Raw genomic sequence first — 24,600 nt, 5'->3', positions numbered from 1 at the left:
GGCAAGCTCGATATTCCCGTTTGGATTGGCAATGATAAAAATCTTTCGTCTGGCTGCATGGTTGCACCGGCACCGTATCCCCCTGCTGCCGCGACTGCTATATGGCCTCAACCGGGTCGTCTTTGCCGTGGTCCTGCCACCCAGCGTCGTCGTTGGCAAAAACGTCCTGTTCGCCTATAGCGGGCTTGGCACGGTGATCCACGCACGTGCGCGGATCGGCAATGACGTCAAGATCTCGCAGAACGTGACCATCGGTGGCCGATCTGGTTTGCACGACGTTCCGGTGATCGAAGACGGAGCAGAAATCGGCACGGGCGCATGTGTCCTGGGTCCCATCGTCATCGGACGCAATGCGCGTGTCGGCGCCGGCGCGGTCGTGCTGCACGATATCCCCGAAGGCGCCGTGGCGACAGGCGTCCCGGCCGTGGTGAGGCAAAAAACATCGGGATCCAGTTGATCAGTAATCCGGATCAGTTCGCAGCCACGCGATATTTTCTATTTCTTTGGTGTTAATGAACAAAAACTGTAGTTGCCATGCTTCTTCCGTATGGGATTCTTTGCCAACAGATATCGACCCACCGTTCTGGTCAGGCAATGCATCGCCGTGCCAAGACAGCGCGCTATAATCAAAACGGAGGCTGAGCCTCCGTTTTTTTTTCTCCGCAGTTCGTTCGTACGGAACCAATACATTGCGACAATCCTTCATCCTGCCAGTCTTGCTGGCCGCGTCTGCCGCAACGGCAGCGCCCGCGTTGCAGCCTGCCCAGCTGGCCATTATCATCAATGACGAAGAGCCCAACAGCGTCGCGCTGGGTGAGTACTACCGTACCGCACGCGGCATACCGGACGCGAATGTCGTACACGTGCGCATTCCGGGGAAGCCACGCACGCTCACCGCTGACCAGTTCGCGAGCCTGAAGGCGGAGATTGACGGCAGGCTGAAACCCGAAGTGCAGGCGGTGCTGATGGTATGGACGGCGCCCTATGCAGTGGAATGCAACGGCATCACGGCCGCCTATGCGCTCGGCTTCGATGCCGAACAGTGCAGCAAGACCTGTGCACCCGGCAAGCCCAGCCCTTATTTCAACGCCACCGCACTGCCAGGCGCGACGCAACAGGGCATGCGGCTGGCGATGCTGTTACCGACTGAGTCGGTGGAGGAAGGCAAGGCATTGATCGATCGCGGCAAGGCCAGCGGATTCCGCATCCCCAATGCCGGCGCTTATTATCTCGTCACGAGCGAAAAACCGCGTAACAGCCGTGCACCGTTCTTTCCGAAGGCTGGCGCAATCCCGCAACGCAAGCTGACGATCCACACGCTGCGCGATGACGCCCTTGAGGGCAGAAAAGACATCATGTTCTATCAGACCGGCAAGGCGCGTGTGGAAAAGCTCGATACATTGCAGTTCCTGCCGGGTGCGCTGGCTGACCACCTGACGTCGGTCGGTGGCGACCTGCTCGGTAATGCACAGATGAGTAGTCTGCGCTGGTTGCAGTCAGGCGCCACTGCAAGCTACGGCACCGTGAGTGAACCCTGCAATTTCTGGCAAAAGTTCTCGAACCCGGCCGTGCTGCTGCGTCACTACGTTGGCGGCAGTACGGCAATCGAAGCGTACTGGCGCAGCGTGGCCTGGCCTGCCCAGGGGGTCTTCATCGGCGAGCCATTGGCCGCACCATATCGGCGCTGACCGTTCCGCGCTGGCTGCGCCGGTGTTATTGTTACTTCTGCATGCTATGACATATGTCAGTCTGAACGGATCAGCTCGCTGTCATTAAGGAGTCATACCGTTTAGCTAATATGCTATTAGCAATATTCGATTCACTCCTTCAATACCGCAGGAATAACATGACACCACACGCTCCGATCCTGGGCCGCAAGACCGCGTTGGCGGCGGCCCTGGCTGCCGCCCTGGCCACGCCGGCCTTTGCCGCTTCCGATATCGTCATCAGCCAGGTCTACGGCGGTGGCGGCAACAGCGGCGCCACGCTGAAGTCCGATTTCATTGAACTGTTCAACCGGAGCGATGCGGCGGTCACATTGTCGGACTGGAGCGTGCAATACGCCAGCGCTGGCGGCGGCACCTGGCAGGTAACGCGACTGCCCGCCGTCACGATCGCGCCGGGCAAGTACTACCTGGTGCAGCAGGCGACCGGCACCGGCGGCAGCGTTGCCCTCGAGCCCGATACCACGGGCACGATCGCGATGAGCGGCAGCGGCGGCAAGGTGGCGCTGGTGAGCTCGATCACTGCGCTGGCCGGTGCCACGCCAAGCGGCGGTGCGCTGGTCGACCTGGTGGGCTGGGGCAGTGCCGGTCACTTCGAGGGTGCCGCGCCCGCCGGCGGTACGGGCAATGCCACCGCCGTGCTGCGCAATGAAGCCGGCTGCATCGATACCGACAACAATGGCGCCGACTTCACCGTGGCCACGCCGGCGCCGCGCAATGCCGCCGCGCCCGCCCACTCGTGCAATGTGCCGGTCAACAAGCCGATCGTGCTGCAGTGCCCGGCCAGCCTGGGCATCGCCCAGGGCTATGCTGGCATCACGTCACTGCGTGCCAGCGATGCCGACAGCATCGTCAACGCCGCTGCGATCACGTCCGCCGCGGTACCGGGCATCACGTTGGCATTCGACGCCGCGACCGTCGATGGCGGCAGCGCGGCCGGACGCCTGGAAGTGGCCGCCAACGTGCCGCTGGGCGACTTCCCGGTCACGATCCGCTTCGCCAATGACGACGCGCAGGATGCCAGTTGCACGGTCAACGTTGCCGTGCGCACGCTGGCAGCCATCACGCACACGATTCCGGAGATCCAGGGCAGTGGCGCCACCAGCCCGTATGCGAACAGCGTGCAGACCACCGAAGGTATCGTCACCGCAAAAGTTGCGGGCGGCTTCTTCCTGCAGGATGCAAACGGCGATGGCGATCCGGTCACATCCGACGGCCTGTACGTCTACAACGCCGCGGCCGCCGAGGGCGTGGCCGTCGGCCAGCGCGTGCGCGTCACCGGCAAGATCACCGAATACACGCCGAACGGCGCCAGCCGCTCGTATACGGAAATGACGGATGTCACGTTCGCGCCGGTGCTGTCGTCGGGCCACAGCGTGGCGCCGACCAACGTCGCGCTGCCGAATGCCCGCCTCGACCAGGTCGAAGGCATGCTGGTGCGCTTCACGAACCCGCTGACGATCTCGCAGACCGATTACCTGGGCAGCCGCGGCGAACTGTCGCTGTCCTCCGGCCGCCTGGAAATCCCGACCAACCGCTATGCACCGCGCAGCGCCGAAGCGGCCGCGCTGGCGGCGTCCAACGCGGCCAATCTGATCGTGCTGGACGATGGCATCTTCACCACGCCGACGACGATCCCCTACATCGGCGAAGGCCGCACCGTGCGCGCCGGCGACCTGGTGCATGACCTGACCGGTGTCGTCGATTATGGCGCGCTGGGCGCCGGCGGCGCCGGCTTCAAGCTGCAGCCGACCGTGGCCCCTGCCATCACTCGCGACAACCCGCGTGATGGGGCGCCGGCGCTGCCGGCCGGGAACGTGAAAGTGGCCAGCGCCAACGTGCTGAACTTCTTCACCACGTTCACCGACGGCACGACGGCCACCGGGCAGACGAACCAGGGCTGCACGGTTGGCTCCTCGACCACCCGGGGTAACTGCCGCGGTGCCGACAACCTGGCCGAATACGTGCGCCAGCGCGACAAGATCGTCAACCAGCTGAAGAATGTCGATGCCGACGTCGTCGGCCTGATGGAGATCCAGAACAACGGTGACACGGCCGTTGGCCTGCTGGTGGAAAGCCTGAACGCGGCCTACGGCGCGCCGGTGTATGCGGTCGTGCCAAAGCCGGCCGCTACCGGCACGGATGCGATCCGCGTGGCCATGATCTACAAGCCGGCAGCCGTCACGCTGGTCGGTGGCGCGCTGGCCGATGCGAACAGCGTCAACAACCGGCCGCCGATGGCGCAAACGTTCCGCGCTGCGAACGGCGAGAAATTCTCCGTTGTCGTCAACCACCTGAAATCGAAGGGCAGCTGCCCGTCGGGCACGGGTCCGGAAGCCGACAACGGCGATGGCCAGAGCTGCTGGAACGCCACCCGCGTCGCCCAGGCGCAGCAGCTGGTCAACACGTTCGTGCCCCAGGTGCAGGCCGCCGCCGGCGACAATGACGTGCTGCTGATCGGCGACTTCAATGCCTATGGCATGGAAGACCCGATCGCCGCCATCACGGCACGGGGCTACGTGAACCAGCTGGAGCGCTTCGTACGCCCGGTGGAGCTGCCTTACTCCTACGTCTTCGGCCACCAGGCGGGCTACCTGGACCACGCACTGGCCAGTGCTTCGCTGAGCCCGCAGGTCGTCGGCGCCGCCGAATGGCATGCGAACGCGGACGAGCCGGAAGTCATCGACTACAACACCAACGGCAAGCCGCAGGACCTGTATGACGCGCAGCCTTATCGCGCATCCGACCACGACCCGGTCGTCATCAGCCTGGCGCTTCAGCCAGCGTACAGCGAGGTCACGGCGAGCGTGCAGGTCAATGCGACGGGCTTGGGGTTCAACCGCGTGACGCAGCTGTTCACCGGTTCGGTCACGCTGGTCAACCGTTCGTCCGCCGCGTTGGCCGGTCCGCTGTCGCTGCGTTTCGATGGCCTTCCCGCCGGGATCACGGTCGTCAACGCGACCGGCATGCACGACGGGGCGCCGTACATCCGCGTCGCGGGCGGGCTGGCACCAGGTGCATCGGTCACGCTGCCGCTCACGCTGCGCAATCCTGCCAAGGTCAACGCCACGTACACGGCGAAAATTTTCAGCGGTAACTTCTAAGGAACGACATGCTTTCGACTATTCTGAAATTGCGGACGGCCGTCGCCGCCCTGGCACTGGTTTTCGGCAGCAGTGCGGCGCTGGCCGATACCACGTTCGCCGTCAGCATCGATACCACGATGTTCGGCAACACCGGTTGGATTGACTTCCAGTACAACCCGGCCATCCCGGGCGTATCGCCCGCAACCGCCGTGACCCTGAGCGGTTTCCAGGGGTTCGACCCGGGCGCGGCGGTGGAAACCACGAGCCAGGTGTCGGGCTCGCTGGCGTCCGGCTACGTGATCGGCAATGGCGAGACCTTCAACAGTCTGTTCCATGCCGTAAATTACGGCCAGGTGCTGAGCTTTGACGTCACTTTCGCCGGTGACAATGTCGATCTGTCCGGCGGCGCCTACGGGTCGCTCTTCGGGGTTTGGGCATACGATGCCGATGTCACGGCAACACTGGGCGCGTCATCCGCCGCCGACGGCAGGCTGCTCGACATCACGTGGGCGCCTGCCACCGCGCCGGGTGGCAGCGGGACATTCAATGCGGTTAGCTACTCGGACGCCGCATCGATTTCCGCGGTACCCGAGCCTTCGTCGTGGCTGATGCTGGGCATCGGCGGCCTGCTCGTCGCCGGCGCTGCTTACCGTAACCGTCGCACCAACGCTGCCTGATCTGCGCATGTCGGTCCTCGACCGACGTGGCTTCCCGCCGAGGTTCCTGAACCCGGCGGGCTGCATCGACAGCCAGGCAGGAGGCGCGCACGCGTCTGGCGGCTGCCCCATCGCCATGCAATCAGTGCCAAATACTTGCCGATTTGCTAAAATAACAAATCCGAAGCAGGAGAGCGCTGAATGAAAACTGTCTATCTGGTGGCCGGTGCACGGCCGAACTTCATGAAGATCGCGCCGATCGTACGCGCCATGGTAGGCCATCCCCGGCTGGCTTACCGGATCATCCACACGGGTCAGCACTATGACCGGGAGATGAACGATGTGTTCTTCGAGGAACTCGGCATACCGGCGCCGGACGTGTTCATGGGAGCGGGCGGCGGCAGTCATGCCGACCAGACTGCCAGGATCATGCTGGGTTTCGAAAAGCTGTGCCTGGAGCAGCGTCCCGACGCGGTACTCGTAGTAGGCGACGTCAACTCCACGCTGGCTTGCTCGATCGTCGCGAAAAAGCTCAACATTCCCGTGGCGCACGTGGAAGCAGGACTGCGCAGCGGTGACATGACGATGCCCGAAGAAATCAATCGCCTGGTCACCGACAGTATCAGCGATTGGTTCTTTGCCACCGAGCCAAGCGCCGTGGAACATCTGCGGCGCGAGGGTAAACCTGAATCCAGCATTCACTATGTCGGCCACGTCATGGTCGATAACGTGCTGTACCAGGCGGGCAAGCTGGCCGACAGCGGCTTCCAGGCCCAATCGTTGAAGCGCGAGTTCGCTGGCCGGCGCTATGGCGTCGTTACGCTGCACCGGCCGAGCAATGTCGATGATGCGGCGATGATGGGGCGGATCGGATCAGCGCTGACGGAGATCGCCAGCGAGGTGCCGCTGATATTTCCGGTACACCCCCGCACCCGTGGGAACCTGGAGCGGTTCGGCCTCGACCTGGGGCCGAACGTGACCCTCGTAGGGCCGCAGGCCTACATGGCGTTCCTCGACCTGTGGAAAGATGCAGCGGTCGTGCTGACCGACAGTGGTGGCCTGCAGGAGGAAACCACTGCCCTGGGTGTGCCATGCCTGACGATTCGCGAAAATACCGAGCGTCCCGTGACTGTCGAAGAAGGCACCAATTTGCTGGTTGGCACCGATCCGGCGCGTATTGTCGACGAAGCGCGCAAGGTATTGCGCGGCGAAGGCAAGCAGGGCAGGCGACCCCATTTATGGGATGGGAAGGCAGCGCAGCGCATCGTGGCCGTGCTTGACCAGGTTCTGAACTGACCCTGGCGCGCCATCGGCTGAGTATTGCACGGCGGCGTGTCTCGACAAGCGTACTGGCGATGCCATGCGCAACTGCCAGGCTTCGACTCCAGCTTGTCCATGGCAGCAGCTCCCGCTTCGTGCCCGCGTTCCACGACACCGACCCGCGTTGCGCCGTGTGATTTGCCGTACTTTCTGCATGCCCGGCACATGCTTTCTGTGATATTTCCACCTCCTTGATACGTCACCGGAGGAGCACCAGACCTGGCTGGATCCTGAACACGTTCATAGCCTTAGAAACCTTCACAACAATCTTATCGAGTTCCCGGTGTGGCAAGGGCTTGGGAATGCACTCCAGGCACGTCGACACGACGCTCCCAAGTCTGTGCCCTAAAATATTATCGAAAAATGCTAACTTCAGCCTCCCCAGATTTGCCAAACCCATTAAAAAGTGCTCCCGCATCTTTGCAGCGGAACGTTTCGATCGATGTATTGAAGTTGGTTCTTGCTTTCATGGTGGTTGGGCTGCATGTAGGTCTGCTGCAGGATACTACGCCACTTATCGGCTACCTTTTCGGGAATGGTGTATTTCGCATCGCAGTACCGATTTTCTTCATCATCAACGGTTTTTACTTCTTTCCAATCCTGCAGAGAGGAGAAGCGAGACGCTGGTTTTCCCGCGTTGTGATGCTTTATCTGTTCTGGACGGTGATCTATGGATATTTTTGGATTCCACCACTGGAGCCTTCGCTATTCGGGATCGCCAAGTTTTTCCATACGATCGTCATCGGCTATTTTCATTTGTGGTACCTCAGCGGCATGATCGGCGCTGCCCTGCTTGTGATCGTTTTCAGAAGCAGCAAACCTCGCGTGGCAGCTATCGTTGTGCTCGGACTGTATGGCACGGGGGTTTTTATCCAGTATGCCGGAAACTATCACGTTTTTTCTGGAACGGTCTTCGACCGGATTTTCAACCTGCTTTGGGTGTACCGAAATTTCCTGTTCCTGGGATTCCCGTTTTTTTACATCGGATTCGCGATAAACAAGTATGGGCTGCAGAAAAGACTATCCAGTGGTCATATTTTGCTGGCTGTTGCAATCGGTGCCGCACTATTGCTTTTCGAATCCAGCATGAATTATTTCATCCGGGGTAGCGATGGGGGGTATGATAACCTGGCGGCACTGTTGCTGATTTGTCCGGCAATATTCATCGCTGTTCATAATTGCAAGCTTTACAGTAACCAGAAACGAATTGCCACGTATTCCAGCGGAATCTATCTGGTACACATGTTCGTACTGCAAACGCTCCAGCCTCATGTCGACATCGGCCTGACAGCGATGACCTTGCTGGTCATGGTTGTGTCGATCGGCATCACGGCAGCCCTGATCCCCTTGAGCCGGAGGGTTGCATTCGTACTGTAAGAGGGGCTTCCCGTATGGCGAAATCCGGTCATTTGCCAACCCGGCATAGCGTCGCGAACTTGCGTGTAAAAAATCGCGCACGCACGGGCCCGTCGCGAAGCTGGTTCCATTCGGTCTGACAACGAGTCGCCCAGCTTGCCGGAATGTCGAATAAAAATTGTCCAAACCACAAATGACGTGGTAGCCTTCACCGTCAACTCGGCAATCGGAGGTTGTTTCGGATGTACGCAGCGAAGTCCAAGTCGCAATTCATGAACCAGCATGCACGCGAAGGTGCGCATGAGGGCGCAGCCGCATGCCGGCGCGAGCGTGGTTTCACGCTGCTCGAACTCCTGGTGGTGATCGTCATCATCGGCCTGCTGGCAGCCTATGTCGGCCCCAAGTATTTCTCGCAGCTGGGCAAGTCGGAAGTCACGGTCGCGAAGGCGCAGATCGAGGCATTCGAGAAGTCGCTCGATACCTATCGGCTCGATGTCGGCCGCTACCCGACCACGGAAGAAGGCCTCGGGGCGCTGCTGGCGGCACCGGCCACGGCGGGCGCCAAGTGGAACGGCCCGTACCTGAAGAAAGGCGTACCGCCCGATCCTTGGGGCCATCCGTACCAGTACAAGGCGCCTGGCACGCGCGGCGACTACGAGATCATTTCCCTGGGCAAGGACGGCCAGCCAGGCGGCACCGCCGACAACGCCGACATCATTTCGCAATAACCGGTTCCAGGCAGCGATTCCATGCAGTTCGACGTCCGTACCTTGTCGCCGGAAATGGTGATCGGCCACCTCGTGGTCGACGGCCGCGACGAGGCCGACGCGCGGCGCCAGGTCGAGGCGCGCGGCCTGTTCGTCAGTGCCATCCACCCGGTGCGCGGCGCACTGCGTGCCAGCCGCGTCAAGGCACTCTCGCTGGTGCTGTTCAGCCAGGAACTGCTGGCGCTGCTCAAGGCCGGCCTGGGTATCGTCGAGGCACTCGAAGCGCTGCTGGAAAAAGAAACCAGCCCTGCCACGCGCGGCGTGCTTGAGCGCCTGCTGGGCGGCTTGCGCGAAGGCCAGCGTTTTTCCACCGTGCTGGCCGAGCAGCCGCAATTGTTCCCGCCGCTGTACGTGGGCATCGTGCGTGCCGCCGAAGGCACCAGTGACCTGCCGCGTTCGCTCGAACGCTATATCGATTACCAGCAGCGCATCGACATCGTGCGCGCCAAGATCGTGTCGGCCGCCATCTATCCATCGATCCTGCTGCTGGTGGGCGGCGGCGTTTCCATGTTCCTGATCGGCTATGTAGTGCCGCGGTTTGCCGAGGTGTACCAGGGTGCGGGCCGCAACCTGCCGTGGCTGTCGCAGGTCATGCTGTCCTGGGGCCAGTTCGCGGGTGCGCACACGGGCGCGCTGCTGGCCGGCCTTGTGCTCGTGCTGGCAGCAGTCATCATGACCGTGCGCCGGCTGATGGCAAGCGGCGGCATGGTGCGCCTGCTGGCACGGCTGCCCGCCATCGGCGAACGGGTCAAGATCTATGAACTGTCGCGGCTGTATCTCACGCTGGGCATGCTCAACGAAGGCGGCATCACGATCGTGCAGGCGATCGAGACGGTGCAAGGCATGGTGTCGGCCAATGTGAAAAGCGGCCTGCAACTGGCGAAGAGCGCCGTGGAATCGGGCTTGCCCCTGTCTACCGCATTTGAAGCCAACGGGCTCACCACGCCGATTTCGCTGCGCATGCTCCGGGTGGGCGAACGCACCGGCGACCTCGGGCCGATGCTGACGCAGTCGGCCGCCTTCTACGACGGCGAAATCACCCGCTGGATCGACCGTTTCACGCGCACCTTCGAGCCGCTGCTGATGGCGGGCATCGGCTTGATCGTGGGCGCCATCGTGGTACTGCTGTACATGCCCATTTTTGACCTTGCCGGAGAAATGTCGTGAACAATCCGGCCATACAGAGCGCCATCGTTTCGCTCGATCATGCGCTGCTGGCGCGGGCGCGCGCCGCCCAGGCCGTGTCCAAGCGCACGCTGGTGGAAGAACTGGAATCCCTGACCGGCATGGAGCCGCGCCTCGTGGTGCGCGCGCTGGCATTGCCGTTCGGGCTCGCCGTGCTGGAAACCGTCGAGATGCTGGCGTTCACGCCGGCATTCGACCTGTTGCCGCTGTCGCAGGCGATGGCGAAGAAGTGCGTGCTGCTGCGCACGCATGAAGGTATGGTGACCGGCGTGATCGCCGATCCGTTCGACCTCGACCTGCAAACATGGCTGTCGGCGCAGGCGCGTGCAACGCCGCACGCGCCGCTGCAGGTGCGCCTGGCGCTGCAGTCCGACATCGCCGCCTACCTGTCGAAACAGGAAGAGGGCGCGCGTGCCACCGATTCCCTGTTGCCCGGTACCGAGAATGGCCGGCGCGATGGCAAGACCGCGGCCGTGCTGTCGTTTGCCTCGGTCTCCGAGGCGGCCAGCCCGGCGGTGCGGCTGGTGAATTCCACGCTGTACGACGCGCTCAAGGCCGGCGCTTCCGACATCCACCTGGAAAGCACGGCGGGCGGCCTGGCCGTGAAGTACCGGGTCGACGGCGTGCTCGATCATGCGACGGCCGTGGGCGGCATCGAGGTCGCCGAGCAGATCATCTCGCGCCTGAAGGTGCTGGCCGAACTGGACATCGCCGAGCGGCGCGTGCCGCAGGACGGCAGCTTCCGTGTCGAATCGGCCGGCCGCGAGATCGACCTGCGCGTGTCCATCATGCCCAGCATCCACGGCGAGGATGCCGTCATTCGCGTGCTCGACAAGCGGGCCATGATCGAAGCGTATGGTTCGCTGTCGCTCGAATCGCTGGGCTTCGATGCGCCCTCGCTGGCCACGCTGCGCACGCTGGCACAGGAAGCCTACGGCATGCTGCTGGTCACGGGGCCGACCGGTTCCGGCAAGACCACCACGCTGTACGCAGCGCTGACCGAGATCCATAACGGCCGCGAAAAGATCATCACGATCGAGGACCCGGTCGAGTACCAGCTGCCCGGCATCCTGCAGATTCCCGTCAACGAGAAAAAGGGTCTCACGTTCGCCAAGGGCCTGCGCTCAATCCTGCGGCACGACCCGGACAAGATCATGGTCGGCGAGATCCGCGACCGCGAAACGGCGGAGATCGCCGTGCAGTCGGCGCTCACGGGCCACCTGGTGCTGACCACGGTGCACGCCAACAACGTGTTCGACGTGTTCGGCCGCTTCACGCACATGGGCATCGATCCCTATGCGTTCGTGTCGGCGCTGAACGGCATCTGGGCACAGCGCCTGGTGCGCATCAACTGCCCGCACTGCGCGGCCGAGTACACGCCGGACGACGACGAGCTGGCCAGCGTCGGCCTGTCCCGCGCCGACGTGTTCGATTACCAGTTCAAGGCCGGCAAAGGCTGCGGCGACTGCCGCGGCACCGGCTACAAGGGCCGGCGCTCGATCGCCGAAATCCTCACGCTGAACGACGAGATCCGCGAGCTGATCGTCGAGAAGCGGCCAATCCGCCAGGTCAAGCAGGCCGCGTATGCGAACGGCACGCGCAGCCTGCGCCATGCGGCGCTCGAACTGGTCAAGCGCGGCGGCACCACGCTTGCCGAGATCAAGCGGGTGACCCTGCATGCGTAGGGCCATCGGACAGGTATTGCGCCTCGGCGTGGCAACGGGTGCCGTCAGCCTGCTGGCCGGCTCGCGCTGGCGTCATGACAAGGTGAACGTGCTGGCCGAGCAGCCGGTGCCGGGCCCCGGCATCGAAGCGCTGGGCGGGGCCTTGCGCGCGCTGCTCGCCGGGCAGGACGTGGCCGGCTGGCCGGTAACGGTGGTGCTGACGGATGAATTGTGCCGCCTGTGGCAGGTGGCGCCGCCGCCGGGCGCCGCGCGGCTGCCGGACATCGAAGCTGCCGCCGCGCTGCGCTTCCATGCGCTGTACGGCGAAGGGCCGGCTGCCTGGCACGTCACGGCGGACTGGCACTCCACCGAGCCGTTCTTCGCCGCCGCCGTGCCGCGCGCGCTGCTGGCGCTGGTCGATGCCGTGGCGCTTGAGAACCGGCTGCACGTGGTACAGGTCGTGCCGCACTTCGTCACAGCGTGGAACCGCTGGTGCCGCGCGATCCGGCCCGGTGCATGGTTCGGCCAGTTGCACGACGGCCTGCTGACCGTGGCCGCGATCGAGGGGCGGCAGCTGCGCGCCGTGCGGGCACTGCAGGTGCCGCCGGGAGCCGACCATTACTGGCTGACGCAGATGGTGGGCCGCGAGGCGCTGCTGCTGGGCCTCGACATGCCGGCACAATTGCAATTGTGCGGTGCGTTGCCCGCCGCGCTGGACAAGCCGGCTGGCGCAGGACAGGTGACCACCACGCGGCTCGACGCAGGGCAGGGAGACGACCTGTCCGCCGCCGGCCGCCTTGCCTTTTCCGGGAGCGCATCGTGAAGCCCATGCGGATCGACTTTGCCCAGGCAACCTGGCGGCGCGCACTGTACCGGCTGCATCCGGCGTTCCTGGCGGCCGGACTGGCGGGCATCGCACTGTGCGCCGGCGGCATCTGGTTCTCCATGCATATGGCGGAGCAGCGTGCCGCGCGCGAAGAACAGGTCGAACGGTTGCGGGCCAGCCAGGCCGCACTGTCGAACCGGCCGGCGCGCATGGCCGAGGTGGCGATTCCGGAAGCGCAGGCCAATGCCGTCAACACGGCGATCCTGCGACTGAACGTGCCGTGGCGCGCGCTCGAGGATGCAATCGGCAGCGCGACCCCGGCCAACATCGCGCTGCTGGCACTCGATCCCGATCCGAAGAAGCAGCTGCTGAAGATCACGGCCGAGGCGCGCAACAGCGACGACATGGTGGGCTATGTACAAGTGCTGAAGCAGCAGGAGTTCTTCACCGCCGCGGCGCTGGTGCGCCATGAGATCGGCGAGCAGGATCCGAACCATCCGATCCGCTTTCAGGTCGAAGTGCAGTGGAGGGCACGATGAAGGACAGCGCGATGAAGGAGATCCAGCTGGCGCCGCTGATGCTGGCGCTGCGCCTGTTTGCGATGCGCACTGGTGGGGCCGCATGCCTGGCGGTGGCGCTGCTGGTGGCCGGCGTGGCCACCTGGGCGTGGCTGTTGCCGCAGCAGGCTGCGTTGCGCGAAGAGCTGGCGCGGCCGCTGCCCACGGCATCCGCGCTGGCGGAAGCGCCGCTGCCGCCAACCGCGAATGAAAACCTGTCGCTGTTCTACGCCACGCTGGGCGAAAAGCGCCATGCCGAGCAGCAGGTCAAGACGCTGTTCGACCTGGCCGGCAAGTCCAACCTTGCGCTCAATCAGGGCGAATACAAGTTCGCGTTCGACAAGGCCAGCGGTGTGACCACGTACCAGGTCGCACTGCCCGTGAAGGGCACTTACCGCAACATCTGGCAGTTCGCGCTGGAGGCGCTGGCCGCCGTGCCATTCGCATCGCTCGACGAAGTAAGCTTCCGGCGCGATACGATCGCGGACCCCGCCGTGGAAGCGCGGTTGCGCATCACGCTGTTCCTGAAGGAGGCGCCGTGAAGTCCCGGCACGTCCTGATGGGAGCGGCCCTGGTGGTTGCCGTCGGCCTCGCGGTGTTCGGCGATAACGCACCCGAGAATGATGTGGCCGAACCGGTCGAGCGGGCGCAGGTGCCGGCGGCGCAGCAGGTTCGCGCGCCGCGCACCGCCGCGCGGGAGGGTGCCACGCCGCCGGCAAGTGGTGCAATCCTCCGCCTGATACCGCGCGCGGAACTGATCGGCGCAACGGGGGAGGGCGCATTCAAGGGCGGCGATGGCGTGTTCGCCGGCCAGAACCTGAATCCGCCACCACCGCCTCCCGAGGCGCCAAGGGGGCCGCCGCCACCGCCGCCCGCACCGACCGCGCCGCCGCTGCCATTCACGGTATTGGGCAAGGGGGTGGCGGATGGTGCCTGGGAAGTCTACCTGGCCCGCCCCGACCGCACCTATATCGCGCGGGTCGGCACCGTGATCGACGGCATGTACCGCATCGATACCATCGCGCCGCCGACACTGACGGTGACTTACCTGCCCCTGAACCAGGTGCAACAGCTAAATATTGGAGTCATGGATTGAACAAGCACGCGAATCGAGGCTGGGTACGTGGTGGCCGGGTGTGCCGGGTGCTGACGCTGTCCGCGCTGGCCCTGGCATTGGCGGGTTGCGCCGGGCAGATGGCCTATCGCGACGGTACCGCGCTGGTGGAAAAGGATCAGGTCGAGGCAGGCCTGCTGAAGCTGCAGGAAGCGATCGCGCAGGATCCCGGCAACGCGCAATACCGCGCCACGTACCTGCAGGCGCGCGACCGCGCCATCATGCGCTACCTGGACCAGGCCGAGCGGCTGACGGCGGAAGGCCAGCGCGAACTCGCATTGCAGAATATCCAGCGCGTGCTGGCGCTCAATCCGCAGAACGAACGCGCGCGCATGGCGCTGCGCGCACTCGATATGGGCGAACGCCATGACAGGCTGCTCGCCGATGCCGCCGCGCTGGCCGACAAGAAGGAATTCGATGGCGCCAGGGCCAAGCTCGAGGCAGTGCTGTCCGAGAAGCCCGACCAGCCGCGCGCGAGGGCGCTGCAGCGCGAGATCGCCGAGAAGAATCCGCCGAACGGCGGCGAGAACGCGCTGGCGAAGGCCTACAAGCAGCCCATCACGATCGAGTTCCGCGAGGCGCCGCTGAAACAGGTGTTCGATGTCATCTCGCGGCGCTCCGGCCTCAATTTCGTCTTCGACAAGGACGTGAAGGCCGATACCCGCACCACCATCATGCTGAGGAACAGCACCGTCGAATCGGCCGTGTACTACCTGCTGATGACGAACCAGCTGGAACAGCAGGTGATGGATGCGAACACGATCCTGATCTACCCGAACATCGCCGCCAAGCTGAAGGAATACCAGGAAACCGTCGTCAAGACCTTCTATCTCGCCAACGCCGAAGCCAAGCTGGTCGCCAACACGCTGAAGACGATCCTGAAGTCGCGCGACGTGGTGGCCGACGAAAAGCTGAACCTCGTCATCATGCGCGACAATGCCGATGCCGTACGGCTGGCCGAGAAGATCGTGGCGGTGCAGGACATGGCCGAGCCGGAAGTGATGCTGGAAGTGGAGATCCTCGAAGTCAAGCGCAGCAGCCTGATGCAGCTGGGCGTGGCCTGGCCCACCAGCGTGACGCTGGCGCCGCTGGTCACCGGCGAAGGCTCGAAAATCACGCTGAACGATCTCGACAACCTGAACCGGCGCACCCTCAGCATCACCGGGATCAGTGCCACGGCGACGGCGAACCGCAATGCGTCGGATTCGAACTTGCTGGCCAATCCGCGCATCCGCGTGCGCAACAAGGAAAAAGCCAAGATCCTGATTGGCGACAAGGTCCCGGTCATCACCACCACGGTTTCGCCCGGCACCGCCGGTTTTGCGCAGGAAAGCGTCAGCTACGTCGACGTGGGCCTGACATTGAATGCGGAGCCGACCATCTACCTGAACAACGAGGTGGCCATCCGCATTTCGCTCGAGGTGTCGAACCTGGTCAGCACGATCAAGACCAATTCCGGCACCACGGCTTACCAGATCGGTACCCGCCAGGCCTCCACGATGTTGCAACTGAAGGATGGCGAGAACCAGGTGCTGGCCGGCCTGATCAACAACGAGGAACGCAAGGGCGGCAACCGGGTGCCGGGCCTGGGTGACCTGCCGATCGTCGGCCGGCTGTTCGGCACGCATTCAGACGACTCCCAGAAAACAGAGATCGTGCTGTCGATTACGCCACGCCTGGTGCGCAACCTGCAGCGCCCGCCCGCCGATGCCACCGAGTTCTCGGCCGGCACGGAAGCGAACTTCCGCCGCAAGCCCGAACTGTCGGCACGCACCCCGGTGCTGTTGCCGCAGCGTGGCGCACCAGTACCGGGCACGCCGGCCGATGGGGCGCCAGCGAGTGGTGCGCCAGCCGTGCAGGCAACACCCCAGGAGTCCGGCACGCCGGCAGGTGTGCCGCTGTCGACGTCGCAACCAGGTCCGGCATCGAGCGTGACGCAGCAGCCGGTGCAGGTATTGCCGGTCGCGCCGCCGCCCCAGACCACCGTGCCGCCGCCGGCGACCACCGCGCCGCCGCCCGCGCAGAACCAGTGATGAATGGCATGCTCCACCGGCGGCGCGGCTTCACGCTGATCGAGCTGCTCGTCACCGTGGCCATCCTCGGCCTGCTGGCGGCGCTCGTGATCCCGACGGCGCAAGTAACTGTGCAGCGCCGCAACGAGGGCGAGTTGCGCACGGCGCTGTACCAGATTCGCAAGGGACTCGACGACTACAAGCAGGCCTATGATGACGGGCGGATCGAAAAGACCATCGGCGGCACCGGTTATCCAAAAAACCTGGAGACGCTGGCCGAGGGCGTGACGGACTTGCGCGACCCGAAGCGGGGCAAGATCTTTTTCCTGCGCCGCGTGCCGCGCGACCCGTTCTCGACCGACAGCGAGCTTTCGGCCGCGCAGACCTGGGGCAAGCGCAGTTACGCCAGCGAGGCCGAGGAACCGCGCGAAGGCGAGGATGTCTATGACGTGTATTCGAATTCCGACAAGATAGGGCTGAACGGCATCCCCTATCGAAAATGGTAAGCAAATGGCAGGCACATGGTAAACAAGCTGTCCAAGGGATTCACGCTGATCGAGTTGCTGGTGGTGCTGGGCATCGTGGCGCTGCTATTGACGCTGGCCGTGCCCCGTTATTTCCCCAGCGTCGACAAGGCCAAGGAAACCATCCTCGCCGATAACCTGCGCAGCACGCGCTTGGTCATCGACCAGTTCTATGGCGATACCGGCCGTTATCCCGAATCGCTGGAACAGCTGGTCGAGAAAAAATACCTGCGCGCGCTGCCCATCGACCCCATCACGGAAACGGCCGACAGCTGGCAACTGCTGCCGCCGGAAGACCCGGCGCAGGGCGGCATCGCCGACATCAAGAGCGGAGCACCGGGCAATGACCGCAGCGGCAAGCCATATTCGGAGTGGTAAGCGGCCGCGCGCGGCCGGTGGCTTCACGTATGTGGGGCTTATCATCCTGGTTGCCATCATCGGGCTCGTTGCCGCCACCACCGTGCGCGTTGGCGTTACGCTGCAGCGCGCGCAGGCCGAACGCGATCTCCTGCACATCGGCGAGCAGTTCAGCAACGCGCTGAAGAGCTATGCCGCCGCCACGCCGGCCGGCCAGCCACCCCAGCCGCCCACGCTGAAGGAACTGCTGAAGGATCCACGCTTCCCGGGGACGCGCCGCCACCTGCGCAAGATCTTCATCGATCCCATGACGGGCAAGGCGGAGTGGGGCATCCGCTATCTGGCCGACAACCGTGGGATCCTGGGTATCTACAGCCTCTCGGCCGCCACGCCGATCAAGGTCGCCAATTTCCCCTCGCGCTTCCAGGCGTTCAACGGCAAGCAGAAGATCTCCGAATGGGTATTTACCTTCGATGGTCAGGAACCGCTGCCGCCGGGCCAGGTCAAGCCAGGAGAGCCGGGCCAGCCTGGACAAACCAAGCCCGGCCAGCCGGGCGCGCCAGGTCAACCAGGCCAGCCAGGCCAGTCCGGTTCCCAGACTGGCAGCGCACCGACGTTTATTCCTGCTCCAGGCACAGGCACGAGCACAGGCAATCCCGTGACTGTTGTGGAAGAGCCACCGAAGCCAACGGAGGCAGAAGAGCCGGCAGACAATGCCGCTGATGCTCCGGCCGAGCCTGTCGAACCGACCGAGCCTGAGCAAGCCGAACCGGTGACGCCGGTCGAGCCCGCAACAGACGCTCCGGTCGAATCTCCAGCGCCGATACCAGCGAACACCGATTCCTGACCATACGCGACCGCGGTGTTGTTGGAGGTACACATATTTCAATTTCATAAAGCAACACTTAGTTACTAAAAGAAACACACGAGAAGGAATTTCCTGTAGAGTAGACGCCGCTGCAATGAATGTTGCGTAAAAAATACTTGCACTAAAAAATTTACAATTTCATTGTGTTATTTTTTAGTGCCATTATGTTATGATCTATCTCAGCAGTTCAGCAATGTACTGACCAGCGACGTACTACTACTACTACTCTCACAAGGATAATTTCATGAAACTCAAATTCGCCGTAGCTTCCGTACTGGCCGTCGCTTCGATGAGCGCGTTCGCAGACAACCAGACCGTCACGTTGAACGTCGGGGCCGACAACTTCTTCAACACCTCGAACGCTGTCAATGGCGCACTGTACGGCGGTCACGATGTGATTACGTTCAACGGCCTGGAAGCTGGCTTCTACAACATCCTGGTATCGATCAGCGGCCAGAACCTGACCTTCGGCGCCAATAGCAACCTGAACGGTACCACCGGCGAAATCTTCGGTAACAAGGCAAAATTCTTCGAAGTGGAAGTGACCGACCAAGGCCCGTTCGTGCTGAACCTGTACGGCACCGCGCTGGCCGGCGCGAAGTACAGTGGCGAAGTTACCGTGACTTCCGCTGTACCGGAACCAACCACCTACGGCATGCTGCTGGGCGGCCTGGGCATCATGGGCTTCCTGGCCCGTCGCAAGTCCAAGCAAGCGTAATTCAGTTTCATGCGAAAAACCCGCTGCCGTGGCAGCGGGTTTTTTTTTGCCTGGTTACTTTTGGCGCCGTGCGCGTAAGCTTGGGAAGCTTTCCTGCGCAATCACGGTGTGATCTTCTGTTGAGGTACTTCGTGTTGACACGAAGGGCACAATGGACGCAGCGGAGTTCCAAGTGGTGTTCAAGGCGCTGGCGCAGCGCCAGCTTTCCTACGATGAGCTCGCTCTTCTGCAAGCCTTTCCTGCCAACGTCGTGCAACCAGGCCAGTGCCTTCGCGTGATCGTGGCACCCGCGACAACGGCGCGCATAGTTTCATGTTGCTAAGCAATGACCACTTTACGTTAACAGCGCATCAAGTTCAGCTACTTGCCCGTGCGTTTGAAATCGCGCAGGCGGAATCCCAGCGCAAGCAAGGCGCCGAAGTACACGGTGCCGCAGGCGCCAATGATGAGGAACAGGGCACCGGCACGCAGGAACGGCGTTTCGCGCAGGCCCAGCCAGTCGAACTGCTGGCTACCGAACCATGCTACGCCACCCATCAGCATAACGGCGACAACGAGCTTCATGAAAAACTTGCCCCAGCCGGGCAGTGGCCGGTAAATGTCGCGCTTGCGCAGCCCCGTGAACAGGAGGGTCGCGTTGACGCAGGCGCCCACGCCGATCGACAGCGCCAGGCCGGCCACCTCGAGGAAGGGCACGAACACCAGGTTCATCAACTGGGTGGTAATCAGCACGCCCACCGCGATCTTCACCGGCGTGCGGATATCCTGCTTGGCATAGAACGCCGGCGCCAGCGTCTTGACGAGGATGATGCCGATCAGCCCGACTGCATAGGCGACCAATGGCCGGGCCGACATGCGAGCCGCTTCATCGCTGAAGTGGCCGTAGTGGAACAACGTGGCGATCAACGGCAGGGCCAGCACGGCCAGGCCGACGGCGGCCGGGATCGCCAGCAGGAGCGTCAGGCGCAGCCCCCAGTCCAGCAGTGCGGAATATTCCCGCGGATCGCCATCCACGTTGGCCTTGGAAAGGCTGGGCAGCAGGATCGTGCCCAGCGCCACGCCCAGCAGGGCGGTCGGAAACTCCATCAGGCGGTCGGCATAGGTGAGCCAGGAAATGCTGCCTTCGCGCAAGTGCGAGGCGATGGCCGTGTTGATCATCAGGCTGATCTGGGCGGCGGCCACGGCGAACACGGCCGGCCCCATCTTTTTCAGCACGCGGCGCACGCCGGCGTCGCGCAGTCCTGCGAGCGGATTGATCGACAGGCGCGGCAGCATGCCGATATTCACCAGTGCCGGCACCTGGATCGCCACCTGGAGCAGGCCGCCCACGAACACGGCGATGGCCTGCGCATAGACCGGCTGTTCGAGATAAGGTGCCAGGAACAGCGAGCCCGAGATCATCGACAGGTTCAGCAGCACTGGCGTGAACGCGGGGATCTTGAACTGGCGCCACGTGTTCAGGATGCCGCCGGCCATGGCCACGAACGACATGCAGGCAATGTACGGGAACATCAGCCTTGTCATCCAGACAGCGGCATCGAATGCGCCGCTATCCTGCTTCAGTCCCCCGGCGATCACCGCCAGCAGGAGCGGGGCGCCGAGGATACCGGCGGCGCTGACGAGCAGCGTGGCCCATACCAGGCAATTGGCGACATGGTCGGACAGGGTCTTGCTTGCCTCGAGTCCTTCGCGATTCTTGTATTCGGCAAGGATGGGCACGAAGGCTTGGGAAAACGCGCCCTCGGCAAACAGGCGGCGCAGCAGGTTCGGGATACGGAAGGCCACATTGAAGGCGTCGGTATAGGCGCCGGCACCGAAAGCCCGGGCGAACAGGCTTTCGCGCAGCAGCCCTGTAACGCGCGACAGCATGGTCATGCTGGAGACGGCGGCTAGGGTTCTGAGCAGGTTCATGGGCCGAGATTATAGCCGTGCCTCCACGATGCCAGTCTTACAATCTTCTGAAGCCCGGCGTGTATGGTTTTGGCAAGATTCCGGCAAGTTTCCCGCTTTTTGAATTGCTCCGGCATCAAAAGGTCGTTATAATTTAAGGCTGTACAGAATTCAGTGACGCAGACATCGATGTTGACCAGCTCTGCGTTGGCCTGCGTGGTCAGACTGAACGCACCGGTTTGGCAAACGCTGTTGTTTGCAAACGAACTTTGACAACGATTTAGGAAATTCCATGGCAAATACCGCACAAGCGCGCAAACGCGCTCGTCAAGCAGTCAAGCAAAACGCGCACAACTCGGCACAGCGTTCGACCCTGCGTACCGCGATCAAGGCTGTCCGCAAGGCCATCCAGGCCGGCGACAAGGCTGCCGCAACGCAGATCTTCCAGTCCTCCGTGTCGACCATCGACTCGATCGCTGACAAGAAAATCATCCACAAGAACAAGGCCGCTCGCCACAAGAGCCGCCTGGCAGCTGCCCTGAAGGCACTGGCCGCCTAAGTTCGCGTGCGGCGGCAATGGCCGCCAGACAGGTGCACACTTAAAACCCGCATGGCATTGCCATCGCGGGTTTTTCGCTTTGCGCGGCGATCCCGTTCGCGCTGGAGATGGCGAGCCTAGCGTTGCGGCGGCAGATTGCCGATCTTCATGCCCGGCTTGATATGCTTTTGCTGGAACCAGCCACGGTTCATCTCGAGCGCATACTTCACCGGCACGCCTTTCGTCGAGCAGTGGCTGTCAAGGGTTTGCGGCTGCATGTCGCGAATGTTGACGATCGTGCCTCCGGCATCGATGAAAGCGACCGATAACGGCAACAGCGTGTTCTTCATCCACATGCACTGGGTGGCCGGCGCATCGAAAACAAATACCATCCCGGCGTTGGCCGGCATCGACTCGCGGTGCATCAGGCCCTGCGCACGTTGTGCTTCGGTCGCCGCGACCTCGGCCTTGATGAGGTGCATGCCGGCGGTCAGCGTGGTGGTGCCGAAGCGCCCGTCCTGGGCGGCACTGCCCGTCGCTGCGCCGAAGGCGACGAGGGCTATGAGGGCGGAGATTGTCTTCATCATGACGTGGGTAACGTTGGTCGAACAAATAGTTCATGGCTGGCAGGCGCAATGATAGCCGTGCGGGCGCGATGCGCTGCTGTTCCTAAGGTAGCCTTAAGCCTTCAGTTGCGCCGCGTCGATCTCGATCCATTCGCCCGGCATCAGGGGATGGCTGGCAAGGGATACCGCCCCGATCGCGCTGCGCACCAGGCGCAGCGTGGGCAGGCCGACGGCGGCCGTCATGCGCCGCACTTGCCGGTTCTTGCCTTCCTGCAGGGTGATCGCCAGCCACGAGGTCGGCTTGTCGACCCGCGCGCGAATCGGCGGGTCACGCGGCCACAGCCACTCCGGCTCGGCGATACGTACCGCGCGGCAGGGTTTCGTCACGAAATCCCCCAGGTCGAGCGGTGCCTGCAGCCGCGCGAGCGCGTCGGCATCGGCGATCCCGTCCACCTGCACCAGGTAGGTTTTTGCTTCCTTGCGGTCCGGGTGGGCGATCGCATGCTGCAGCTTGCCGTCGTCCGTCAGCAGCAGCAAGCCTTCGCTGTCGGCATCGAGGCGTCCGGCCGGGTAAACGCCCGGTACGGGCACGCAGTCAGCCAGCGTCCGGCGTTCGGGCTGCGGCGAAAACTGGCACAATACGCCGAATGGCTTGTTAAGTAAGATCAGCATTGCGGGATTGTACCGACTAAAGGATGGCAGCCAGTAAAATACTGATGCATAATCGTCCGTTGTCTTTTATCTTATAGAAGACACGCGTGAACTACAGGTCATTGGCGCCGCCAGCGTCGCTTCACTTCGGAGAACTCGATGTACCAACATATCAAAGTGCCGGTCGACGGCGAGAAGATTACCGTCAACGCCGATTATTCGCTGAACGTGCCGAGCCAGCCGATTATTCCGTTCATCGAGGGCGACGGCACCGGCGTCGACATCACACCCGTGATGCTGAAGGTGGTCGATGCCGCCGTGGCAAAAGCCTATGGCGGCGAGCGACGCATCAGCTGGATGGAAATCTATGCCGGCGAGAAATCCACCAAGGTCTACGGGCCCGATGTCTGGTTGCCCGAGGAAACGCTGCAGGTGGTGAGGGACTATGTGGTGTCGATCAAGGGGCCGTTGACGACCCCGGTTGGTGGCGGCATCCGTTCGCTGAACGTGGCGTTGCGCCAGGAGCTGGACCTGTATGTCTGCCTGCGCCCCGTGCGCTGGTTTGCCGGCGTGCCGTCGCCGGTCAAGGAACCGCACAAGACGGACATGGTCATCTTCCGCGAAAACTCGGAAGACATCTATGCCGGCATCGAATATGCCGCAGGCTCGGAAGGGGCGAAAAAGCTGATCCGCTTCCTGCAGGAAGAGCTGGGCGTGCGCAAGATCCGCTTCCCGGAAACCTCCGGCCTCGGCATCAAGCCGGTGTCGCGCGAAGGCACGGAGCGCCTGATGCGCAAGGCGATCCAGTATGCGATCGACAATGACAAGCCATCTGTCACGATCGTCCACAAGGGCAACATCATGAAGTACACCGAGGGTGGCTTCCGCGACTGGGCCTACGCGCTGGCGCAAAAGGAGTTCGGTGGCGAGCTGATCGATGGCGGGCCATGGTGCAAGGTGAAGAACCCGAAAACCGGCAAGGACATCATCGTCAAGGATTCGATCGCCGACGCTTTCCTGCAGCAGATCCTGCTGCGCCCGGCCGAGTACAGCGTGATCGCCACGCTGAACCTGAACGGCGACTATATTTCCGACGCGCTGGCGGCCCAGGTGGGCGGCATCGGCATCGCGCCGGGCGCGAACATGTCCGATTCGGTGGCGATGTTCGAAGCCACGCACGGTACCGCACCCAAGTATGCCGGCAAGGATTACGTCAACCCGGGTTCGCTGATCCTGTCCGCCGAAATGATGCTACGCCACATGGGCTGGGTCGAGGCGGCCAACCTGATCATTGCATCGATGGAGAAAGCCATCACGTCGAAACGGGTCACGTATGATTTTGCCCGCCTGATGGAAGGCGCCACGCAGGTGTCGTGCTCGGGCTTCGGCGAAGTGATGATCGAGAATATGTAGGAGTCAGTGGCGCGATCAGCAAAACCCGCACGACGTGCGGGTTTTTTCATTCAGGCGCCGAGTATCTCAAGTCTTGCGCCGGCGCGCGGCTACGCCGACGGCCAGCATGCCGGTCGTGATCATCAGCCAGGACGACGGTTCTGGCACGGGCAGCTGGACCAGTTCGATGTCCAGCGTAATGTCGCGGAAGCTCAGCGACTGGTACTGGCTCGCGCTCAGCCCGCCGAACGTTTCCGCACCTGAGTACACGCGAATCGTGAACGGGTCGATCATCGGTTCCACGCCGATTTCCGGCCCAAACTTGTGGCTTTCAGTAAAGTCTGTCTCGGCCATTCCCAGGGACGTGCCGAGCAGCCCGGGCGATTCGAAATAGAACGTGTACTTCGGATATTGCCAGTCCAGCAGGGGCGGGCCTTGCAAGTCGACGTCCAGGCGAGCACTGAAGGTGAGCGATTTCACGGCGAAGCCCTGATCCGGCGTGGCAAGCATTGCCAGGGAGGAGTCCAGATAAGTCGGGCCGGCGCTGCTGTCGACGTGGACGTAGTCTCCCCACCCGTCAAACGACAGGCGCGTGGTCAATCCCGCGGTCGATACGACCACTGGCTGCGCTGGCGTATCCCCTGAAGATCTGATATTGGATAAGGTAAGATGCTCGAGGCGAAGGTCGCCATAGTTGGTTGCGCCGGCCTGGGCGGTGGCAGCCAGCACAGTGGCCGCAAGTATGATATGTCCGAATTTCATGATTCCTCTCTGTTGATTGAAAAACATGACAGTGGTCAAATATGCTTAATGCAAGGCCTTGTGTTAC

Annotated in this window: 24 protein-coding genes; 20 read left to right on the top strand and 4 right to left on the bottom strand. The window is 62.9% G+C overall.

Annotated features, from left to right (window positions below; translation table 11 throughout):
* Nucleotides 1-31: 31 nt before the first annotated feature.
* From EWM63_RS05595 to EWM63_RS05510, 18 genes are all read left to right on the top strand, one after another.
* A complete protein-coding gene (locus tag EWM63_RS05595; RefSeq protein WP_130185645.1) occupies nucleotides 32-457 on the top strand; it encodes a serine O-acetyltransferase in 426 nt (141 codons plus the stop codon).
* 232 nt (nucleotides 458-689) lie between these two features.
* A complete protein-coding gene (locus EWM63_RS05590) occupies nucleotides 690-1,688 on the top strand; it encodes a TIGR03790 family protein (RefSeq protein WP_130185644.1) in 999 nt (332 codons plus the stop codon).
* 158 nt (nucleotides 1,689-1,846) lie between these two features.
* Nucleotides 1,847-4,828, top strand: a complete 2,982-nt coding sequence (locus EWM63_RS05585; protein ID WP_130185643.1) for an ExeM/NucH family extracellular endonuclease — start codon at nucleotides 1,847-1,849, stop codon at nucleotides 4,826-4,828.
* 8 nt (nucleotides 4,829-4,836) lie between these two features.
* Nucleotides 4,837-5,487 (top strand): NF038129 family PEP-CTERM protein, encoded by a 651-nt coding sequence (locus EWM63_RS05580; RefSeq protein WP_130185642.1) that lies wholly within the window; start codon nucleotides 4,837-4,839, stop codon nucleotides 5,485-5,487.
* A gap of 180 nt (nucleotides 5,488-5,667) precedes the next feature.
* Nucleotides 5,668-6,762: a non-hydrolyzing UDP-N-acetylglucosamine 2-epimerase gene (gene wecB, locus EWM63_RS05575; protein ID WP_130185641.1), complete on the top strand. Its 1,095-nt coding sequence runs from the start codon at nucleotides 5,668-5,670 to the stop codon at nucleotides 6,760-6,762.
* Between the two features lie 387 nt (nucleotides 6,763-7,149).
* On the top strand, nucleotides 7,150-8,163 hold the full coding sequence (locus EWM63_RS05570; protein WP_130185640.1) for an acyltransferase: 1,014 nt from the start codon (nucleotides 7,150-7,152) through the stop codon (nucleotides 8,161-8,163).
* A 251-nt stretch (nucleotides 8,164-8,414) separates the two neighbouring features.
* Nucleotides 8,415-8,870, top strand: coding sequence for a type II secretion system major pseudopilin GspG (gspG, locus tag EWM63_RS05565; protein WP_130185639.1), 456 nt, complete (start codon nucleotides 8,415-8,417; stop codon nucleotides 8,868-8,870).
* Nucleotides 8,871-8,891: 21 nt separating this feature from the next.
* Nucleotides 8,892-10,076: a type II secretion system F family protein gene (locus tag EWM63_RS05560; protein WP_130185638.1), complete on the top strand. Its 1,185-nt coding sequence runs from the start codon at nucleotides 8,892-8,894 to the stop codon at nucleotides 10,074-10,076.
* Nucleotides 10,073-11,779 (top strand): GspE/PulE family protein, encoded by a 1,707-nt coding sequence (locus EWM63_RS05555; RefSeq protein WP_207221248.1) that lies wholly within the window; start codon nucleotides 10,073-10,075, stop codon nucleotides 11,777-11,779. Before EWM63_RS05560 ends, EWM63_RS05555 begins: the two co-directional genes overlap by 4 nt.
* A complete protein-coding gene (locus tag EWM63_RS05550) occupies nucleotides 11,772-12,581 on the top strand; it encodes a hypothetical protein (RefSeq protein ID WP_130185637.1) in 810 nt (269 codons plus the stop codon). The genes EWM63_RS05555 and EWM63_RS05550 overlap by 8 nt, the downstream gene beginning before the upstream one ends.
* A 5-nt stretch (nucleotides 12,582-12,586) precedes the next feature.
* Entirely contained in the window at nucleotides 12,587-13,123 is a 537-nt protein-coding gene (locus EWM63_RS05545; protein WP_307720866.1) for a hypothetical protein, read from the top strand.
* A complete protein-coding gene (locus EWM63_RS05540) occupies nucleotides 13,120-13,683 on the top strand; it encodes a hypothetical protein (RefSeq protein ID WP_229487743.1) in 564 nt (187 codons plus the stop codon). Before EWM63_RS05545 ends, EWM63_RS05540 begins: the two co-directional genes overlap by 4 nt.
* Nucleotides 13,680-14,237 carry a hypothetical protein gene (locus tag EWM63_RS05535; protein WP_130185635.1) on the top strand — a complete coding sequence of 186 codons (558 nt, stop codon included), beginning with the start codon at nucleotides 13,680-13,682 and terminating at the stop codon, nucleotides 14,235-14,237. Before EWM63_RS05540 ends, EWM63_RS05535 begins: the two co-directional genes overlap by 4 nt.
* Entirely contained in the window at nucleotides 14,234-16,288 is a 2,055-nt protein-coding gene (locus EWM63_RS05530; RefSeq protein WP_307720827.1) for a secretin GspD/PilQ domain-containing protein, read from the top strand. The genes EWM63_RS05535 and EWM63_RS05530 overlap by 4 nt, the downstream gene beginning before the upstream one ends.
* Nucleotides 16,289-16,296: 8 nt before the next feature.
* Nucleotides 16,297-16,773: a type II secretion system protein gene (locus EWM63_RS05525; protein ID WP_130190205.1), complete on the top strand. Its 477-nt coding sequence runs from the start codon at nucleotides 16,297-16,299 to the stop codon at nucleotides 16,771-16,773.
* 15 nt (nucleotides 16,774-16,788) lie between these two features.
* Nucleotides 16,789-17,169 carry a type II secretion system protein gene (locus EWM63_RS05520; RefSeq protein WP_130185634.1) on the top strand — a complete coding sequence of 127 codons (381 nt, stop codon included), beginning with the start codon at nucleotides 16,789-16,791 and terminating at the stop codon, nucleotides 17,167-17,169.
* The gene (locus EWM63_RS05515) at nucleotides 17,135-17,995 is read left to right on the top strand and encodes a type II secretion system protein (RefSeq protein WP_130185633.1); all 861 of its coding nucleotides are present in this window, start codon (nucleotides 17,135-17,137) and stop codon (nucleotides 17,993-17,995) included. Before EWM63_RS05520 ends, EWM63_RS05515 begins: the two co-directional genes overlap by 35 nt.
* A gap of 265 nt (nucleotides 17,996-18,260) precedes the next feature.
* Nucleotides 18,261-18,734 (top strand): FxDxF family PEP-CTERM protein, encoded by a 474-nt coding sequence (locus EWM63_RS05510; RefSeq protein WP_130185632.1) that lies wholly within the window; start codon nucleotides 18,261-18,263, stop codon nucleotides 18,732-18,734.
* 360 nt (nucleotides 18,735-19,094) lie between these two features.
* On the opposite strand, the gene murJ is transcribed toward EWM63_RS05510, so the two are convergent.
* Nucleotides 19,095-20,645, bottom strand: coding sequence for a murein biosynthesis integral membrane protein MurJ (gene murJ / locus EWM63_RS05505; protein ID WP_130185631.1), 1,551 nt, complete (start codon nucleotides 20,643-20,645; stop codon nucleotides 19,095-19,097).
* 271 nt (nucleotides 20,646-20,916) lie between these two features.
* Here murJ and rpsT point away from each other — a divergent pair, with 271 nt between their 5' ends.
* Entirely contained in the window at nucleotides 20,917-21,183 is a 267-nt protein-coding gene (gene rpsT / locus EWM63_RS05500) for a 30S ribosomal protein S20 (RefSeq protein WP_130185630.1), read from the top strand.
* A 116-nt stretch (nucleotides 21,184-21,299) separates the two neighbouring features.
* On the opposite strand, the gene EWM63_RS05495 is transcribed toward rpsT, so the two are convergent.
* Both EWM63_RS05495 and EWM63_RS05490 read right to left on the bottom strand, forming a co-directional pair.
* Nucleotides 21,300-21,749, bottom strand: coding sequence for a DUF192 domain-containing protein (locus tag EWM63_RS05495; RefSeq protein ID WP_371861192.1), 450 nt, complete (start codon nucleotides 21,747-21,749; stop codon nucleotides 21,300-21,302).
* A 93-nt stretch (nucleotides 21,750-21,842) separates the two neighbouring features.
* A complete protein-coding gene (locus tag EWM63_RS05490) occupies nucleotides 21,843-22,400 on the bottom strand; it encodes a pseudouridine synthase (RefSeq protein ID WP_130185629.1) in 558 nt (185 codons plus the stop codon).
* A gap of 138 nt (nucleotides 22,401-22,538) precedes the next feature.
* Here EWM63_RS05490 and icd point away from each other — a divergent pair, with 138 nt between their 5' ends.
* Nucleotides 22,539-23,792 carry an NADP-dependent isocitrate dehydrogenase gene (icd, locus tag EWM63_RS05485; protein ID WP_130185628.1) on the top strand — a complete coding sequence of 418 codons (1,254 nt, stop codon included), beginning with the start codon at nucleotides 22,539-22,541 and terminating at the stop codon, nucleotides 23,790-23,792.
* Between the two features lie 66 nt (nucleotides 23,793-23,858).
* On the opposite strand, the gene EWM63_RS05480 is transcribed toward icd, so the two are convergent.
* Complete coding sequence (locus EWM63_RS05480) at nucleotides 23,859-24,533, bottom strand: PEP-CTERM sorting domain-containing protein (RefSeq protein WP_165390754.1); 675 nt, start codon at nucleotides 24,531-24,533, stop codon at nucleotides 23,859-23,861.
* Nucleotides 24,534-24,600 lie beyond the last annotated feature (67 nt).

It is taken from the genome of Pseudoduganella lutea, assembly GCF_004209755.1.
Taxonomy (GTDB): domain Bacteria; phylum Pseudomonadota; class Gammaproteobacteria; order Burkholderiales; family Burkholderiaceae_D; genus Rugamonas; species Rugamonas lutea.
The sequence above is the reverse complement of the archived record's forward strand: the minus strand, read 5'-3'. Positions and strand labels throughout refer to the sequence as shown.

Bases quoted from the DNA above. Each gene is read 5' to 3' on its own strand.
- EWM63_RS05550 (WP_130185637.1), top strand. From the start codon at position 11,772: ATGCGTAGGGCCATCGGACAGGTATTGCGCCTCGGCGTGGCAACGGGT.
- EWM63_RS05595 (WP_130185645.1), top strand. From the start codon at position 32: ATGATAAAAATCTTTCGTCTGGCTGCATGGTTGCACCGGCACCGTATC.
- wecB (WP_130185641.1), top strand. From the start codon at position 5,668: ATGAAAACTGTCTATCTGGTGGCCGGTGCACGGCCGAACTTCATGAAG.
- EWM63_RS05545 (WP_307720866.1), top strand. From the start codon at position 12,587: ATGCGGATCGACTTTGCCCAGGCAACCTGGCGGCGCGCACTGTACCGG.
- EWM63_RS05495 (WP_371861192.1), bottom strand. From the start codon at position 21,749: ATGATGAAGACAATCTCCGCCCTCATAGCCCTCGTCGCCTTCGGCGCA.
- murJ (WP_130185631.1), bottom strand. From the start codon at position 20,645: ATGAACCTGCTCAGAACCCTAGCCGCCGTCTCCAGCATGACCATGCTG.
- EWM63_RS05480 (WP_165390754.1), bottom strand. From the start codon at position 24,533: ATGAAATTCGGACATATCATACTTGCGGCCACTGTGCTGGCTGCCACC.
- EWM63_RS05520 (WP_130185634.1), top strand. From the start codon at position 16,789: ATGGTAAACAAGCTGTCCAAGGGATTCACGCTGATCGAGTTGCTGGTG.
- EWM63_RS05540 (WP_229487743.1), top strand. From the start codon at position 13,120: ATGAAGGACAGCGCGATGAAGGAGATCCAGCTGGCGCCGCTGATGCTG.
- EWM63_RS05510 (WP_130185632.1), top strand. From the start codon at position 18,261: ATGAAACTCAAATTCGCCGTAGCTTCCGTACTGGCCGTCGCTTCGATG.
- EWM63_RS05525 (WP_130190205.1), top strand. From the start codon at position 16,297: ATGCTCCACCGGCGGCGCGGCTTCACGCTGATCGAGCTGCTCGTCACC.
- EWM63_RS05490 (WP_130185629.1), bottom strand. From the start codon at position 22,400: ATGCTGATCTTACTTAACAAGCCATTCGGCGTATTGTGCCAGTTTTCG.
- rpsT (WP_130185630.1), top strand. From the start codon at position 20,917: ATGGCAAATACCGCACAAGCGCGCAAACGCGCTCGTCAAGCAGTCAAG.
- icd (WP_130185628.1), top strand. From the start codon at position 22,539: ATGTACCAACATATCAAAGTGCCGGTCGACGGCGAGAAGATTACCGTC.
- gspG (WP_130185639.1), top strand. From the start codon at position 8,415: ATGAACCAGCATGCACGCGAAGGTGCGCATGAGGGCGCAGCCGCATGC.
- EWM63_RS05560 (WP_130185638.1), top strand. From the start codon at position 8,892: ATGCAGTTCGACGTCCGTACCTTGTCGCCGGAAATGGTGATCGGCCAC.
- EWM63_RS05570 (WP_130185640.1), top strand. From the start codon at position 7,150: ATGCTAACTTCAGCCTCCCCAGATTTGCCAAACCCATTAAAAAGTGCT.
- EWM63_RS05585 (WP_130185643.1), top strand. From the start codon at position 1,847: ATGACACCACACGCTCCGATCCTGGGCCGCAAGACCGCGTTGGCGGCG.
- EWM63_RS05580 (WP_130185642.1), top strand. From the start codon at position 4,837: ATGCTTTCGACTATTCTGAAATTGCGGACGGCCGTCGCCGCCCTGGCA.
- EWM63_RS05515 (WP_130185633.1), top strand. From the start codon at position 17,135: ATGACCGCAGCGGCAAGCCATATTCGGAGTGGTAAGCGGCCGCGCGCG.